Below are 16,168 nucleotides of genomic sequence, written 5' to 3'. Positions count from 1 at the left end.
GATATTATACAACTTATCGATTTTTAGCAATAATGAACTATAAGACGTACTATTCAGTTGGGAACACACCATCAACGTAGTACCAGCTACTATCAATTCTTATAAAACGGGATCTTTCTTCTAATACAAACGTTTCTCCTTGTTCACGGTAGAAAGCTTTAAAATGCACATATCCTTCGTTTTCTGATGTTATCTGACTTTTCTTAATGGATAATTTTATCCAGTTTATCTGGGTGCCTGATTCAATTTCCTTTCTATTAAGTTTAGATGAAATTTCAGGGCTGTATGTATTAATAATATAGTCAGTTAATCCCAGAGCGTACGCAGAATAACGAGACCTCATCAGTTGTTCTGGCGTTTTGGCTCGTGAATGATCGTGATGAATTGGCTGGCAGCAATTTTTGTATTTTTTACGGCTTCCACATGGACATAAATTTCGCATGATTTTGTATTTAGTGATTCTCTGTATTTGTTAGTGAGTGGATGGAATAAATTGTTCAGGTTAAGAGTAACGAGAGTGAATCTGAACATCCATCATAGAAAAGTTTTTTTGGAGTGAATTCTAAAAATTTAAACAGAAATTAATAAAATAATTGATAGCAGGTTGAATTAGCCATCTGATATTAATTTTGATTAATATAATGTTTTAAAATATCTACCTCAAATCGGTTATTGACTTTGAGGGCATAACTATAGTTTCGCCAGTCTCCGAGGACTATTCTGTGCTTTAATTTGCTATCCAAGTTAAAAGTATGATGGTTAGGACGGTGAGTGTGTCCATGTATTAAAAAGTCGACTTTGTGTTTTTGCATCGTTTTTTCTACAGTGCTCTGGGTGACATCCATAATGACATCGTCTTTGTCGTTTTTATCTTGTTTTGCTGAACCTTGAATTTTATTGACGATTTTATTTTTGACCTGAAAAGGTAAAAATTTATACAGAAATTGTATCCAGGGCGTATGAACCTTTGCCCGGAAAGCCAGATATCTGACATCATCGGTACACAGTGTATCTCCATGCATGAGTAAGACTGATTGCCCATAAAGATTTATTACGGTTTCTTCCGCTAATAAGATAACACCCGTTTCTTTCGAAAAACGGTTTTTCAACAAAAAATCACGGTTCCCATGGATGAAATAACATGTCACACCGGATGTGGTTAGTTTTTTAAGGTGGTTTTTTATCTCTGAGGCAAATTGGGTTGGGTCATCATCGCCAATCCAGAAGTCGAACAGATCACCGAGAATATATAGTGCATCTGCATCATAAGCATGTTGTTCAAGAAATGCAAAAAACTCAGTGGTAAGTTGAGGCGTCGAAGGTGAAAGATGTAAATCAGAAATAAATAATGTATGCATTGGCATTTATGTCATTAAACAAAGCACAACGTTTTGTTGTGCTTCGGAATATTAGGATTAAGGGTAAGCGAACTTCAGAGCTTTACTCTTCAATGGTTGTTTTTGTGATAACAACGTCTTCTAATGGTACATCCTGATGCATGCCATATGAACCGGTACTGACCCCTTTGATTTTTTCTACTATATCCATACCGTCGACAACTTCTCCGAAAACACAGTATCCCCAACCATCTGGAGATGTATCTGTACGGAAATCGAGGAAGGTGTTGTCATTGACGTTGATAAAGAATTGAGAGCTTGCTGAATGTGGCTCCATAGTACGGGCCATAGCAATTGTACCGGTTTTATTGCTTAAGCCATTATTAGCTTCATTTTTAATCGAAGCACGTGTTGGTTTTTCTTTTAAACCGGAAGTCATGCCACCGCCCTGAATCATAAACCCATCAATAACACGGTGGAACAAGGTGTTATCGTAAAAACCGTCGCGGCAATACTGAAGAAAGTTCGCACTGGTTTCCGGTGCCTGTTCTTCGTTTAATTCAATTTTAATGTCACCGAAGTTCGTGTGAAGGGTGATCATAGCTATTACCTTTCTGTTTATTGTTTAGAATTGATATTTTAGCGTAGTTATTTCGACAATCAAATCAATGTTATTGAAGATTATGGGTGACCTCGTATAAGTAGGGTTGCTATAATCGGAGGCTGTTTTGTTTAATCAACCTGAATAGATATAGAGATCATGTTAAAAATATATAACTCGCTGACAAGAAAGAAAGAGGAATTTAAGCCTATTACCGAAGGGAAAGTAGGCATGTATGTTTGCGGCGTCACCATTTATGATCTCTGTCATATCGGACATGGCCGGACATTTGTTTCTTTTGATGTGGTGTCCCGCTACCTTCGTTATCTTGGTTATGATTTGACGTTAGTTCGTAATATTACGGATATTGACGACAAAATCATCAAACGCGCAGCTGAAAATGGTGAATCCTGTGATGATTTAACAGAGCGTCTTATTGATGAAATGTATACGGATTTTGATGCGCTAAACATTCTTCGTCCGGATGTGGAGCCGAGAGCAACGCATCACATTCAGGATATTATCAATTTGGTCGCTACGTTAGTTGAGAAAGGTTTCGCTTATGTGGCTGATAATGGCGATGTGATGTTTGAAGTCAGTAAGTATGATGAGTATGGAAAACTGTCCCGTCAGGATTTGGAACAACTTCAGGCCGGATCCCGGGTTGAAGTTGAAGTATCCAAAAGAAGTCCGCTAGATTTTGTTCTCTGGAAAATGTCTAAGCCGGGGGAGCCTTCGTGGGAATCCCCATGGGGATTAGGCCGTCCCGGATGGCACATTGAATGTTCTGCTATGAACTCAACCATTTTAGGTGAGCATTTTGATATCCATGGTGGCGGCTCGGATTTGATGTTCCCACATCATGAAAACGAAATTGCTCAATCCTGTTGTGCGCACGATACACAATATGTAAATACCTGGATGCACAGCGGGATGGTTATGGTCGATAAAGAAAAAATGTCCAAATCATTAGGCAATTTTTTCACAATCCGGGATGTTTTGGTTCATTATGATGCAGAAACAGTTCGGTATTTTCTGATGTCCGGTCACTATCGTAGTTCACTGAATTACAGTGAAGATAATCTGAATCAGGCAAGAGCGGCTCTGGAACGTCTGTATACCGCGCTACGTGGTCTCGATCTGACTGTTGATGCTGAAGGTGGAGAAGCCTTTGTTGCCCGTTTTAAAGAGGCGATGAACGATGACTTTAATACTCCGGAAGCCTATTCAGTGTTATTCGACTTAGCCCGTGAAATCAATAAGGTGAAATCTGAGGATGTTCAGAAAGCCAGTGAATTGGGTGTCCGGTTAAAAGAGCTTGGTGATGTGATTGGTATTTTATCTCAGGACCCGGAAACATTTTTGCACAGCGGCGCCGCTGCTGGGGATGATGTGGCGGAAATTGAAGCGTTGATCAAATTGCGTAATGACTCCAGAGTTGCGAAAGACTGGGCAAATGCGGATATGGCCCGTGATAAGCTGACTGAAATGGGTATCGTGCTGGAAGATGGTTCGGCAGGTACTACCTGGCGACGTAAGTGATAACAGTGGAATCAGTCAGATAAGAGGCATTGAAAAAATATAAAGAGGGGCTGCTGCCCCTCTTTTTCATGTGGAATATACGAGTAAGCAGATGTCGGTAATTTTAGGAATAGATCCGGGTTCCAGAGTAACGGGTTATGGTGTGATTCATCAGCGAGGCCGGAAGCTTATTTATATGGGAAGTGGATGTATCCGAACCAGTCAGAAGGATTTGCCTTCCCGTTTAAAACAAATTTACGCTGGGGTCAGCGAGATCATTTTGCAGTTTAAACCGGATGTATTTGCGATTGAGCAGGTGTTCATGGCAAAAAATGCCGATTCCGCATTAAAGCTGGGTCAGGCCAGAGGAAGCGCTATTGTGGCTGCCGTGAATGCCGAACTGCCAGTGTATGAATACGCTGCAAGATTAATTAAGCAGGCTGTTGTCGGGACAGGCGCAGCAGATAAAACGCAGGTTCAGCATATGGTCCAGCAAATGTTGTCTTTGTCTTCCAAGCCTCAGTCGGATGCGGCCGATGCTTTAGGTGTTGCGATTTGTCATGCAAATACAAATAAGACCTTACTCGCACTTGCCGGCAAAGCAAGCAGTGCGAAAAGAGGGCGCTACCGATAGCGGTTCGGTTATTCTGGCTATTCGGTTATACCTTGTATTACTGGCTATTTATCCAGTTATTTATTATTATCCATAAATAATCAGCGAAATAAGGGTAACAAAAGAGTGATAGGACGTTTACGAGGCATTTTGGTTGAAAAGCAGCCACCGGAGCTACTGATTGAAGTGTCTGGTGTTGGCTATGAAGTTCAGATGCCAATGAGCTGTTTTTATGATTTACCTGATATTGATCAGGAAGTGGTAATTTATACTCATTTTGTTGTCAGAGAAGATGCTCAGCTTCTTTATGGTTTTAATTCTGTCCAGGAGAGAGCTCTGTTCCGGGAGGTCATTAAGGCCAATGGCGTTGGCCCTAAGCTGGGGTTGGGTATTTTGTCCGGGATGTCAGCCAGTCAATTTGTAGATTGTGTTGAGCGGGAAGACATTTCAACGCTGATTAAACTTCCCGGTGTGGGACGTAAAACCGCTGAGCGCCTGGTTATTGAGATGCGTGACAGGCTGAAAGGCTGGAACTCATTTGATTTGCTTCAGTCTCCGGATTCACTACAGAGTGAAAATAAGATCGATACCGGTTCGGGAGCCTCTTCTGTTGATGAAGAAGCGGTGAGCGCGTTAATTGCCTTGGGGTATAAACCTCAAATTGCCTCAAAAATGGTTTCTAAAGTGATGAAACCGGAAATGAGTAGTGAAGCAGTCATTAAAGAAGCGTTAAGAGCAATGTTATGATTGAAGCGGATCGACTAATTTCTGCGGATGCAGAGTTGTTTAAAGATGAAGAAGTGTTTGACAGGGCCATTCGTCCGAAATCTTTATCTGACTATCAGGGTCAGGATCACGTTTGTGAACAGATGGAGATCTTTATCAAAGCGGCTCAGATGAGGCAGGAAGCATTAGATCATCTGCTTATTTTCGGGCCTCCCGGATTAGGTAAAACAACGCTTGCTAATATAGTCGCGAATGAAATGAGCGTTAATATTCGCACTACTTCAGGTCCCGTTCTGGAAAAAGCCGGTGATTTGGCTGCACTGCTAACGAATCTGGAAGAGAATGACGTTCTTTTTATTGATGAAATTCATCGGTTGAGTCCTGTTGTTGAAGAAGTTCTGTATCCGGCCATGGAAGACTATCAGCTCGATATTATGATTGGTGAAGGGCCTGCTGCCCGGTCAATCAAAATAGATTTACCACCGTTTACTCTGATAGGTGCGACAACCAGAGCCGGGTCGTTAACCTCGCCATTGCGGGACCGGTTCGGTATCGTACAGCGCCTTGAGTACTATAATGTTTCTGATTTACAGTGCATCGTAAAACGCAGTGCAGATTGTCTGGGATTATCGATGGATGATACTGGAGCTCATGAAGTCGCCAGACGAGCCAGAGGCACGCCCCGTATTGCAAACCGGCTTCTGAGACGGGTCAGAGATTACGCTGAAGTGAAAGGAAACGGGCATATTTGTTCCGATGTGGCCAATTTAGCGTTGAATATGCTTGATGTCGATGTATTAGGCTTTGATTATATGGATCGTAAGCTACTTTTAGCGATTATAGAAAAGTTTTCTGGCGGACCTGTTGGGTTGGATAATTTAGCTGCGGCAATTGGTGAAGAAAAAGACACCATTGAAGATGTCCTGGAGCCGTATCTGATTCAGCAGGGGTATTTGCAAAGAACACCAAGAGGACGTATAGTGACTGAAAGAGCGTATTTGCATTTTAATTTTGAGAAATAACATTGCATATTTAGTTGCTGATATTTCTTAATAGTATTTAATTGAGGTGTGGATCACAATTTTTACAATATTGTAATGTAGTGATCTATATCCGTAAATTGCCAGATTGTTTATTTATTGTTAATTGCACTCCCTTCTGATATCAAAATTTACATATTTCCTACAATATTTTTCACGTTCGTTTGATTTGAATCATTTTAGTTTTTGATTTTATATTTCATAAAGTTAACACTTGATCTAGATCAATACTTTTATTCCAATAAATTCTTTGAAAGATAAGTGTTTTACAAGTACTATTTTTACTAATTTAGAGTAGGTCTGTTAAAAAAATAAAGATAGAGCCTTCTGATAATAAAGATTTTAATTTGTATAAATTAGTAGCGTTTACGTTACTTTAACTAAAGTAAGTGTCTTTCAGCCGACACAAAGGAGTAATCATGATCGATATAGTGGATCTATCGCGATTGCAGTTTGCAATGACTGCGATGTATCACTTCCTATTTGTTCCGTTGACTCTTGGTATGACTTTCTTACTTGCAATTATGGAATCACTTTATGTGATGACAGATAAGCAGGTTTACAAAGATATGACCAAGTTTTGGGGAAAACTTTTCGGTATCAACTTCGCGTTAGGGGTTGCAACCGGCTTAACGATGGAATTCCAGTTTGGTACTAACTGGTCTTACTATTCTCATTATGTCGGTGATATTTTTGGTGCACCATTAGCCATAGAAGCATTAGTCGCTTTCTTTTTAGAATCCACTTTTGTAGGTCTATTCTTCTTTGGTTGGGACAGATTATCGAAGCGACAGCACCTTGTTACGACTTGGCTTGTTGCGCTTGGTTCTAACTTCTCAGCACTATGGATTCTGGTTGCGAATGGCTGGATGCAAAACCCTGTCGGTTCTGAGTTTAATTTTGAAACCATGCGTATGGAAATGGTGAGCTTTGCTGAGGTGGTCTTAAACCCGGTAGCTCAGGTCAAATTTGTACATACCGTGGCTTCCGGTTATACCACCGGTGCAATGTTTATTCTTGGTGTCAGTGCCTACTATCTTCTGAAAGGTCGTGATTTGGCGTTTGCAAGACGCTCATTTGCTATTGCCGGTTCATTTGGTATGGCTGCAGTTATTTCCGTTATTGTTCTGGGTGACGAATCTGGTTATGAACTGGGTGATGTACAGAAAGTCAAACTGGCGGCGATTGAAGCTGAATGGCATACCGAAGAAGCTCCAGCAGCGTTTACCGCGTTTGGTTTGCCAAATCAGGAAACCATGCATACTGATTATGCCATTAAGATCCCATATCTGATGGGGATTATCGCAACACGTTCCATCGATGAGCAGGTAATGGGTTTGCGTGATTTACGTAAGGAACACGTAGAGCGTATCCGTAATGGTATTTATGCCTACGAATTGCTGCAAAAACTAAGATCCGGCGATAAGTCAATGGCAACAAAGGATGAATTTAATAAAGTTAAGCGAGATCTTGGCTATGGGCTTTTGCTGAAACCGTATACCAAAGATGTTGTGGATGCTTCTGAAGCTCAGATTCAGGCAGCAGCTGACGATTCCATTCCAACCGTATGGCCACTGTTCTGGTCGTTCCGTATCATGGTTGCCTGTGGTGTGATTATGCTCGTTGTTTTTGCGGCGGCATTTATTCAGACCTGCCGACAGAAAATTGAGCAGAAAAAATGGATTCTTAAAGCGGCATTGTTCAGCATTCCTCTTCCTTGGATTGCCGTTGAAGCCGGATGGTTCGTTGCTGAATATGGTCGTCAGCCATGGGCCGTCGGTGAAATATTACCAACTTCAGTTGCTAACTCAGCATTAACTGCCGGTGAGTTGTGGACATCGCTGATTGGTATTCTTGCTTTATATACAGCGTTCTTAGTGGCGGAAGTTTATCTGATGGTAAAATTTGCCCGTAAAGGCCCAAGTAGCCTGAAAACAGGTCGTTATCACTTCGAGCAAAACGCTGATTCGGTTACAGATAAAGTAAACCGTCAGGTAGAAATTTAAGGCAAGGAGAAAAAGCTAATGTTTGATTATGAAGTCTTACGATTTATATGGTGGGTATTAATCGGCGTTCTTTTCATCGGCTTTTCTATTGCTGATGGATTTGATATCGGTGTTTGTGCGCTGGTGCCCGTTATTGGTAAATCCGATACTGAACGTCGGGTAATGATTAACTCTATTGCGCCACACTGGGATGGCAACCAGGTTTGGTTGATTACTGCTGGTGGTGCATTGTTTGCTGCCTGGCCTCAGGTATACGCAACAGCCTTTTCCGGCTTTTACTTTGCGATGCTGATTACTCTGGCCTCTTTATGGCTACGTCCGCTGGGATTGGATTACCGTTCAAAAATTGAAGATCCTAAGTGGCGTAAAATGTGGGATGTCTGCATTTCCATCAGTGGTTTTATCCCGCCTGTTATTTTTGGTGTTGCTTTTGGCAACCTGCTACAGGGTGTTCCGTTTGAGCTGGACGAATTGTTGATTTCAACTTATCACGGTAATCTGTTTGGATTACTTAATCCATTTGGCCTGCTATGTGGTCTGGTCAGCCTGTTTATGTTCCTTCTTCAGGGATCTAGCTGGTTGTTAATGAAAACATCCGGTGCGGTTCATGACAGAGCAAAATCCATTGCTCAGTTAAGTGCTTTGCTGATCATTGTCACTTTCGTCATTGCCGGTTTCTGGGTTCAGCATATTGACGGTTATGTTATTAAAAGTGTGATTGATCCGTTAGCAGCTTCTAACCCTTTAAACAAAGAAGTGGTAAGAGAAGCCGGTGCGTGGATGGCAAACTTTGATAAATACCCATTACTATGGATTGCTCCTATCCTTGGTGTGGCGATGCCGTTCATCGCAATTATCGCAGCGCGTATTGAAAAGGGTTGGTTAGCCTTTATTGCTTCCAGTTTAGCAATTGCCGGTATCATTCTTACTGCCGGATTCTCTATGTTCCCATTTGTAATGCCTTCAAGTATTTCTCTTGATAGCAGTCTGACTATGTGGGATGCAACATCGAGCGAACTGACACTGAAACTGATGACTGGTGTTGCAGTTGTGATGGTACCAATCATTCTTGCTTATACGTGTTTTACTTATTACAAAATGTTTGGTCGCATAAACAACAAGTTTATTGAAGACAACAAACACTCACTATACTAAGCAAAGGAGAATTAATAGTATGTGGTATTTTGCATGGATATTAGGTGTCTTACTTGCTTGTTCTTTTGGTATCATCAACGCATTGTGGTTAGAACACAGTGAGATGATGGATAAAGATAGTGATGGTGAGTGAGGTAGCTCATATAATTGATAAAATTCACGAGCCAATTGATAAATGGTATTTACGTCTTTTATTGGTTGGCCTCGGACTGTATCACGTCGGAACTCTGATGTGGAACCCGGTTACTTATGCCGAAAATATAGGTGGCTTTAATTTTGTGAAGGTCTGGCTTTTGATCCTGGGTATGTGTTCAAGCATGATATTTGGTGTTGGATTTAAGCCAAGAATGATCGTATTTAAAGTTATATTCAGTCCGTATATTTCGTTTATTTTATTGTTATATTTTACAATTATTCTTTTTTAGATTAATTTCTGTTCAAAGGCGCTGAAAAAATCAGCGCCTTTTTTCGTTTTGTGTCATATGTAATGATGAACTACTGTCGTAATAATTCATGTTTAAGGTATAGTATGTTCGAGTAAAATAATTTTTTTAATATTAAGACAGTCATATGGGTATTTTTGAGTGGCCGGTCAGAGTCTATTATGAAGACACCGATGCCGGAGGTGTGGTTTATCATGCCAATTATCTGAAGTTTTTTGAACGGGCCAGAACAGAATATATACGGGAAAAAAGCGGTGTTTCTCAGCAGTCTCTTTTGGAACAAAGTATTGGCTTCGTTGTCAGAAGCGTAATGATAGATTACTTAAAAGGTGCGGTGCTTGACGATAAATTGACAGTGAAAACACATATTTGTGAAAGGAAAAAGGTCTCTCTGACCTTTTGTCAGGAACTAGTTAATGATGAGAATCAAGTATTGTGTAAAGCAATAGTTAAGGTAGCATGTATTAATAATAAAAAAATGAAACCAATCTCAATACCCAAAGATTTCTTTTCGGAGAGTGAGTAGTGAACTCTGATATTTCTATTTTAGATCTTTTTTTACAGGCCAGCTTATTGGTTAAGTTTGTGATGCTGATATTACTTGGAATGTCAGTGTTGTCGTGGGCGATTATTATTAAACGCAGCAAAGTACTGTCTCAGGCTGAGAAAGTGACGGAAACTTTTGAAGAAAAATTTTGGTCCGGAACCGATCTTACTCACCTTTATCAGGAGCTAAAGGCGAGAAGAGATAATATTAGCGGCAGTGAAGAAATTTTTTATAACGGCTTCACGGAATTTGCACGCCTGAGGAAAAATTCATCGGTTGAACCCGCCTTTGTGATGGACGGAGCATCCAGAGCAATGAGAGTGTCAATTTCAAAAGAAGTGGAAGAATTAGAAACACATCTTCCGTTTCTTGCCACGGTCGGTTCGATTAGCCCATATATTGGCTTATTCGGAACGGTGTGGGGTATTATGAATGCATTTATTGCGCTTGGAGCGGTAAAACAGGCCACGCTTTCGATGGTGGCTCCAGGTATCGCTGAAGCATTGGTTGCGACTGCCATGGGGTTGTTTGCTGCTATTCCAGCAGTTATGGCCTACAACCGTTTAAACAATCGCTTGGCTAAGATTGAGCATAATTACGCGACGTTTTCGGAAGAATTTCACAGTATTTTACAGCGTCAGACCATTCCGGCACCTAAGGAGTCGTAACGATGGCTGGTTATCAACCTAAAAAAAGAAAGATGACCGCTGAGATTAATGTTGTTCCTTATATTGATGTGATGCTGGTGTTGCTCATTATCTTTATGGTGACTTCCCCTTTTATTACTCAGGGTGTGGATGTTGAGCTGCCTAAGACCCAGACAGCCAAGCCAACATCTGAATTGGCGGAAGAAGGGGATGGTGGATTTATTATTGTTGAAATTACCAAAGACGGAAGTTTAGGTGTGAGTTTGAATAATGATCCATTCAAACGACATTTGTCCCTGAAAGAAGCCATTGTGATGGTCAGGGCAGAATTATCAATACATCCGAAATCCGTTGTTGCGGTAGGTGGCGATGCTGCAACGCCATATGCCGATGTCGTGAGAGTATTGGATCAGTTAAGTCAGGCGGGAATTCCTAAAGTGGGCCTATTAACCGATGTCCGAGATAAATAGGACCGTTGTTTGTTTATGAAGAACAAAAAAAGTTTTTTTAATCAGTTAGGTAAACCTGTCATATTTTCGCTTGTGCTTCACGTCATTGCTATTGCTTTGCTGATCTGGGGTGGTGATTTTAGTGAACAGCCGAAAGTTTCCTCTGGTGGGATGGTTCAGGCTGTTGTGATTGATCCGAGTGTTATCCGGCAGCAGGCAGAACAAATTAAGGCTCAGCGCGCTTCTGCTGAGAGGCAGGAACAGGATCGTATTAAGAAACTTCGGGAGCAGGCTCAGCGTTTAGAAGCGAACCGCAAAGTAGAAGAGGAGCGTATTCGAAAGCTTCGCGAACAAAAAGCAAAAGAAGAGCAGGCGGCCCGTAAAGCGCAACAAAAGCGGATAGAGCAAGAGAAACAGCGTAAAGCGGAAGAAAAACGGGCGGCTAAAGCTGAAGCAGAACGAAAAGCGAAAGAAGCGGCTCTGAAAAAAGCTGAGCAGAAAAGGATAGCCAGAGAAAAGGCGGCAAAGAAAGCCGAACAGGAACGCATAGCGAAAGAAAAAGCAGCGCAGAAAGCGGCAGAAAAAGCCAGACGTGAAAAAGAGGCTGCCGAAAAAGCAGAGAAAGCCCGAATAGCAAAAGAGAAAGCGGCTAAAGCGGCGGCAGAAAAAGCACGCATAGAGAAAGCTCGTCTGAAACGCCTGGAGCAAAAACGTAAGGAGCAGGAAGCCGCAATGAATAATATTTTCCAGGGACTGGAGAGTGAAAACAAACAGATAAATACGGCTCGTGGTCAACAGATTGCGAGTGAAGTTGAGAAATATGGAGCAATTTATAAACAATTGATCCAGCAAAATTTACGTATTGAAGATAGCTTTAAAGGTAAATCTTGCCGTATTAATTTACGTCTCATCCCGGCAGGGAAAGGGGCATTAGTAGGTGGTGTCAGCATTCTGGAAGGGGACAGCGCGGTTTGTGCAGCAACCCGCAGGGCAATTGCTCAGGTAGAAAGTTTCCCTTTACCAAAGGATGACGCCGATGTGGTTAAAAGGCTACGAAATATTAATTTGCTTGTAGTGCCGGAATAGGAATAAAAGGAAGAGTCTGTGTTAAAACGTCTTATTCTAAGCTGTGTTCTTTTTGCAATGTTTGCCTGCCAGAGTGCAAATGCGGCGTTAGAACTGGTGATAACAGATGGTATTAATTCTGCGCGTCCGATTGCAGTTGTTCCGTTTAAGTGGGAGGGAAACCATGCTCTTCCGCAGGATGTTTCTGCTATTGTAGCGTCCGATTTATTGCGTAGTGGTAAGTTTAGGCCGATACCGGTGAGTGCTATGCCGCAGACACCATATGATGAATCCGATATTAAATATAATGATTGGATCAAACTTGGTGTAGATTCGTTATTAACCGGAACGATTACGCAAGATAAAAATGGGCGCTATACAATCGAATATCAGCTTATTGATTTAATCAAAGGTCAATTTAATTTTTCAGGAGAGCATAAGTCATTAAGTCAAAGTGGAGGATTAATGCCTTCAAAAGATCATGTTCTTTTTCATTTTCTGAGAACAGATTTGCCAGCAAATAGCCTTAGACACTATGCTCACAGAATTTCAGATTTGGCTTTTGAGAAATTAACAGGTGTAAAAGGGGCATTTTCGACCCGAATCGCTTATGTGGTTGTCAACGATAAAGATAGATACCCATATCAACTGCGTATTGCGGATTACGATGGCTATAATGAGCGTCTGGTACTGAGTTCCCGCCAGCCAATAATGTCCCCGGACTGGTCCCCGGACGGACATAAGCTTGCTTACGTCAGTTTCCAGAATGGCAGAGCTGAAATTTACATTATGGATATTTATACCGGAAAGAGAGAAAAAATTTCATCTTATCCGAGACATAATGGTGCGCCTGAGTTTAGTCCGGATGGTAAAAAACTAGCATTAGTACTATCCAAAACAGGTTCGCTAAATATCTATGTGATGGATTTGGCGACCAGAAAACTGACTCAGGTAACGCGGAGTAGATCAAATAATACGGAACCATTTTGGTATCCGGATGGAAAATCTTTGATCTTTACCTCAGATCGGGGTGGTAAACCACAGATATATAAAGTAGATTTATCAACGGGTCGGACAAACCGTCTTACTTGGAAAGGGTCTCAGAACCTAGGTGGTCAGATTACACCGGATGGACGTTACCTTGTTATGGTAAATAAAAATGCTTCCGGTTTTAATTTGGCCAAGCAGGACTTAGAAACAGGATCTTTGCAAATTCTTACAAAGACTTTGCTTGATGAATCTCCAAGTATTGCACCTAATGGTGGTATGGTTATTTATAGTTCGATATATAATGGAACCAACGTGTTATCATTGGTATCTATTGATGGACGATTCAAAGCCAGGTTGCCTGAGACGAATGGACGCGTAGTCGCTCCAGCGTGGTCACCGTTTTTGTAAATTGAAAATTTTAATAAAAAAGTAAGGAAAACAAGATGCAAGTAAACAAGGTTCTAAAAGGACTACTGATTGCTTTACCAGTATTAGCAATGACTGCGTGTAGTTCAAGTGATGATGCTGTTAACGCTTCAGGAGCGGAAACAAACCAGACTTCATCTCAAACCACTGTGGCAACTCCGGTCGCACAATACGGACAGCTGACAGAACAAGAACTAAAAGATAAAGTAATGCAGGAACAAACGGTCTTCTTCGCATTCGATAATTCAACTATCTCATCTGATTATCAGGACATGCTTGCTGCTCATGCTGCATATCTGACTGGTCATCCAAATGTTTCTGTTACTATTGAAGGTCATACTGACGAACGTGGTACACCAGAATACAACATTGCTTTGGGCGAACGCCGTGCTGAAGCCGTAGAGAAATATCTACAAGCTTTGGGTGTACAGGCAAGCCAGATGTCAATCGTAAGCTATGGTGAAGAAAAACCATTGGTTCGCGGACATAACGAAGCAGCTTATGCTAAAAACCGCCGCGCAGTAATTGTTTACTAATCATGTTATAGGCCGTTTTATGTTGTGTAACTTCAAGCGATTAAGTACGTTTGTGTTACTTACCAGCGCAGCAAGTACAGTGCTTGCTGCGCCTGCTCCTGTCTCTGACCTCAATAGCCGTTCTGTTTACTCTTCTTCCGGTTCGACTGGTTCGGAAACCAATGTCCAGCGACTAGAAAGGTTGCTGAGAAACCAAAACCAGGTTCAGCTGCAATTGCAGCAACAACTTGACGATCTATCCTCTGATCTTCAGGAACTGAGAGGCCAGATTGAACGTAATTCTCATGACATTTCTCAGATAACCGATCGTCAGAGAGAGTTATTTGTTGAACTGGATAATTTGCGTCAACAGAAAGAACCGGCGAAAGAACCCCAGTCTACGGCAGAAGATTCGGTCGATACCAGTCACTACGTAGCGAGCGCCGCAGAACAAAAAGCCTATCAGGATGCGATTGATCTGATCCTGAAGAAAAGAGATATCTCTGGTGCAATAGGGGCGTTAAATCAATTCCGCAAAGATTACCCGAAATCGACTTTTACACCTAATGCTTATTATTGGTTAGGCCAGCTTTATTACGCGAAGATGGATGACAAGAATGCAATTAGTAGTTTTAAATCGGTTCTGGTGTTTAATTCTTCAAATAAAAGAGCGGATGCTTTAGTTAAGCTTGGTGAACTGGAAACCAGAAATAATCATAGCGATAAAGCAAAAGCTTATTATGAGCAGGTTATTAAAGAGTATCCTGGTAGTGCGTCAGCAAGGACGGCTCAGGAAAAGCTCGCTAAGTAACTCACAATCAAAAGAATTTAAATGGCATAAATAGGAGATTTGTATCTCCTATTTTTTTGCCATGAAACCTCTCAGAATCCGGTATTTTTATCTGGAATGAATCAGAGTACAATGTGCGGATCAACAATACCGGAAGTTGTACAGAGCAAAATAATGAGCCATATTCTTGACCAAATAGAAACTACATATCCATTTCCACCTAAACCCATTCCTCTGAGTGATGAGGATAAAGCTGAGCATATTAAGAATATCAAAGCACTGCTTGTTGAGCAGGATGCTGTATTAATTGCACATTATTATACCGATCCTGAAATACAGGCCCTGGCAGAGGCCACCGGTGGATTCGTTGGTGATTCACTGGAGATGGCAAAGTTTGGTAATAAACATCCTGCGACAACCCTTCTGATTGCCGGGGTGCGTTTTATGGGTGAGTCTGCAAAAATTCTGACGCCTGAAAAGCGAATTTTGATGCCAAATCTAAAAGCGGAATGTTCCCTCGATCTGAGTTGTCCCGGCGATAAATTCAGTGAGTTCTGCGATGCGCATCCGGATCATACCGTCGTTGTATATGCAAACACTTCTGCTGCAGTAAAAGCGAGAGCAGACTGGGTTGTAACTTCCAGTATTGCGCTGGATATTGTCGAGCATCTGGATAGTGAAGGCCGCAAAATCATCTGGGGGCCGGATCGTCACTTAGGTTCTTATATTCAGAAAAATACCGGCGCAGATATGTTGCTGTGGCAAGGTGAATGCGTTGTTCATGATGAATTTTCCGCAGCGGCGCTGAAGAAAATGAAAGCGCTGTATCCGGATGCCGCGATTTTGGTACACCCGGAATCGCCTTCCAGTGTCGTAGAGCTTGCAGATGCGGTTGGGTCAACCAGCCAGCTGATTAAGGCCGCAAAATCACTGCCGAACAAGCAGCTGATTGTTGCAACCGACAGAGGCATTTTTTATAAAATGCAGCAACTTGTTCCTGAGAAAGAACTGTTTGAAGCACCGACCGCCGGTGCCGGTGCTACATGTAGAAGTTGTGCTCACTGCCCCTGGATGGCAATGAATGGCATTAAAGCCATTGAAGGTGCATTGAAAGAGGGTGGTCAAGAACATGAGATTTTTGTTGATGAAGATGATCGTGTTAAATCTCTGGTTCCTCTGAATCGAATGCTGAAGTTTGCGGAAGAGTTAAATACCACAGTAAAAGGAAACGCTTAATTTCTACCGGTATTTATTCCTCCTGACCTGCCTTATTAATGAACCCCTTACAAACGGGGTT

Annotated in this window: 19 protein-coding genes; 16 read left to right on the top strand and 3 right to left on the bottom strand. The window is 41.7% G+C overall.

What is annotated here, in order from left to right; all coding sequences use genetic code 11:
- Positions 1-49 precede the first annotated feature (49 nt).
- The 3 genes from LRQ06_RS02375 to LRQ06_RS02365 form a co-directional block, all read right to left on the bottom strand.
- Positions 50-442, bottom strand: coding sequence for a YchJ family protein (locus tag LRQ06_RS02375; protein ID WP_232764840.1), 393 nt, complete (start codon positions 440-442; stop codon positions 50-52).
- A 181-nt stretch (positions 443-623) separates the two neighbouring features.
- A complete protein-coding gene (gene lpxH, locus LRQ06_RS02370) occupies positions 624-1,358 on the bottom strand; it encodes a UDP-2,3-diacylglucosamine diphosphatase (RefSeq protein ID WP_232764839.1) in 735 nt (244 codons plus the stop codon).
- Positions 1,359-1,440: 82 nt separating this feature from the next.
- Positions 1,441-1,938, bottom strand: coding sequence for a peptidylprolyl isomerase (locus LRQ06_RS02365; RefSeq protein ID WP_232764838.1), 498 nt, complete (start codon positions 1,936-1,938; stop codon positions 1,441-1,443).
- 159 nt (positions 1,939-2,097) lie between these two features.
- Between LRQ06_RS02365 and cysS the strand changes: the two genes are divergently transcribed.
- From cysS to nadA, 16 genes are all read left to right on the top strand, one after another.
- Positions 2,098-3,480 (top strand): cysteine--tRNA ligase, encoded by a 1,383-nt coding sequence (gene cysS / locus LRQ06_RS02360; RefSeq protein ID WP_232764837.1) that lies wholly within the window; start codon positions 2,098-2,100, stop codon positions 3,478-3,480.
- 91 nt (positions 3,481-3,571) lie between these two features.
- Positions 3,572-4,093 (top strand): crossover junction endodeoxyribonuclease RuvC, encoded by a 522-nt coding sequence (ruvC, locus tag LRQ06_RS02355; RefSeq protein WP_232764836.1) that lies wholly within the window; start codon positions 3,572-3,574, stop codon positions 4,091-4,093.
- Between the two features lie 105 nt (positions 4,094-4,198).
- Entirely contained in the window at positions 4,199-4,819 is a 621-nt protein-coding gene (gene ruvA, locus LRQ06_RS02350; protein WP_232764835.1) for a Holliday junction branch migration protein RuvA, read from the top strand.
- Entirely contained in the window at positions 4,816-5,820 is a 1,005-nt protein-coding gene (gene ruvB, locus LRQ06_RS02345; RefSeq protein WP_232764834.1) for a Holliday junction branch migration DNA helicase RuvB, read from the top strand. Before ruvA ends, ruvB begins: the two co-directional genes overlap by 4 nt.
- A gap of 437 nt (positions 5,821-6,257) precedes the next feature.
- Entirely contained in the window at positions 6,258-7,844 is a 1,587-nt protein-coding gene (cydA, locus tag LRQ06_RS02340; RefSeq protein ID WP_232764833.1) for a cytochrome ubiquinol oxidase subunit I, read from the top strand.
- Between the two features lie 18 nt (positions 7,845-7,862).
- The gene (cydB, locus tag LRQ06_RS02335) at positions 7,863-8,999 is read left to right on the top strand and encodes a cytochrome d ubiquinol oxidase subunit II (protein ID WP_232764832.1); all 1,137 of its coding nucleotides are present in this window, start codon (positions 7,863-7,865) and stop codon (positions 8,997-8,999) included.
- 19 nt (positions 9,000-9,018) lie between these two features.
- Entirely contained in the window at positions 9,019-9,132 is a 114-nt protein-coding gene (gene cydX, locus LRQ06_RS02330; protein WP_232764831.1) for a cytochrome bd-I oxidase subunit CydX, read from the top strand.
- Entirely contained in the window at positions 9,122-9,424 is a 303-nt protein-coding gene (locus LRQ06_RS21000) for a cyd operon YbgE family protein (protein ID WP_257794075.1), read from the top strand. Before cydX ends, LRQ06_RS21000 begins: the two co-directional genes overlap by 11 nt.
- Before the next feature lie 145 nt (positions 9,425-9,569).
- On the top strand, positions 9,570-9,968 hold the full coding sequence (ybgC, locus tag LRQ06_RS02320; protein WP_232764830.1) for a tol-pal system-associated acyl-CoA thioesterase: 399 nt from the start codon (positions 9,570-9,572) through the stop codon (positions 9,966-9,968).
- The gene (gene tolQ, locus LRQ06_RS02315) at positions 9,968-10,657 is read left to right on the top strand and encodes a protein TolQ (protein ID WP_232764829.1); all 690 of its coding nucleotides are present in this window, start codon (positions 9,968-9,970) and stop codon (positions 10,655-10,657) included. Before ybgC ends, tolQ begins: the two co-directional genes overlap by 1 nt.
- 2 nt (positions 10,658-10,659) lie before the next feature.
- Entirely contained in the window at positions 10,660-11,106 is a 447-nt protein-coding gene (locus LRQ06_RS02310; protein WP_232764828.1) for an ExbD/TolR family protein, read from the top strand.
- Between the two features lie 9 nt (positions 11,107-11,115).
- Positions 11,116-12,171, top strand: coding sequence for a cell envelope integrity protein TolA (gene tolA, locus LRQ06_RS02305; RefSeq protein ID WP_373054803.1), 1,056 nt, complete (start codon positions 11,116-11,118; stop codon positions 12,169-12,171).
- Between the two features lie 18 nt (positions 12,172-12,189).
- Positions 12,190-13,548 carry a Tol-Pal system beta propeller repeat protein TolB gene (tolB, locus tag LRQ06_RS02300; protein WP_232764826.1) on the top strand — a complete coding sequence of 453 codons (1,359 nt, stop codon included), beginning with the start codon at positions 12,190-12,192 and terminating at the stop codon, positions 13,546-13,548.
- A 35-nt stretch (positions 13,549-13,583) separates the two neighbouring features.
- The gene (pal, locus tag LRQ06_RS02295; protein WP_232764825.1) at positions 13,584-14,102 is read left to right on the top strand and encodes a peptidoglycan-associated lipoprotein Pal; all 519 of its coding nucleotides are present in this window, start codon (positions 13,584-13,586) and stop codon (positions 14,100-14,102) included.
- A 19-nt stretch (positions 14,103-14,121) separates the two neighbouring features.
- Entirely contained in the window at positions 14,122-14,892 is a 771-nt protein-coding gene (ybgF, locus tag LRQ06_RS02290; protein WP_232764824.1) for a tol-pal system protein YbgF, read from the top strand.
- A 153-nt stretch (positions 14,893-15,045) separates the two neighbouring features.
- Entirely contained in the window at positions 15,046-16,107 is a 1,062-nt protein-coding gene (nadA, locus tag LRQ06_RS02285) for a quinolinate synthase NadA (RefSeq protein WP_232764823.1), read from the top strand.
- Positions 16,108-16,168: the final 61 nt, after the last annotated feature.

It is taken from the genome of Vibrio salinus, assembly GCF_021272385.1.
GTDB lineage: Bacteria > Pseudomonadota > Gammaproteobacteria > Enterobacterales > Vibrionaceae > Vibrio > Vibrio salinus.
Note: the sequence above shows the minus strand (reverse complement) of the source record. Positions and strands in the feature narration are given on the sequence as shown.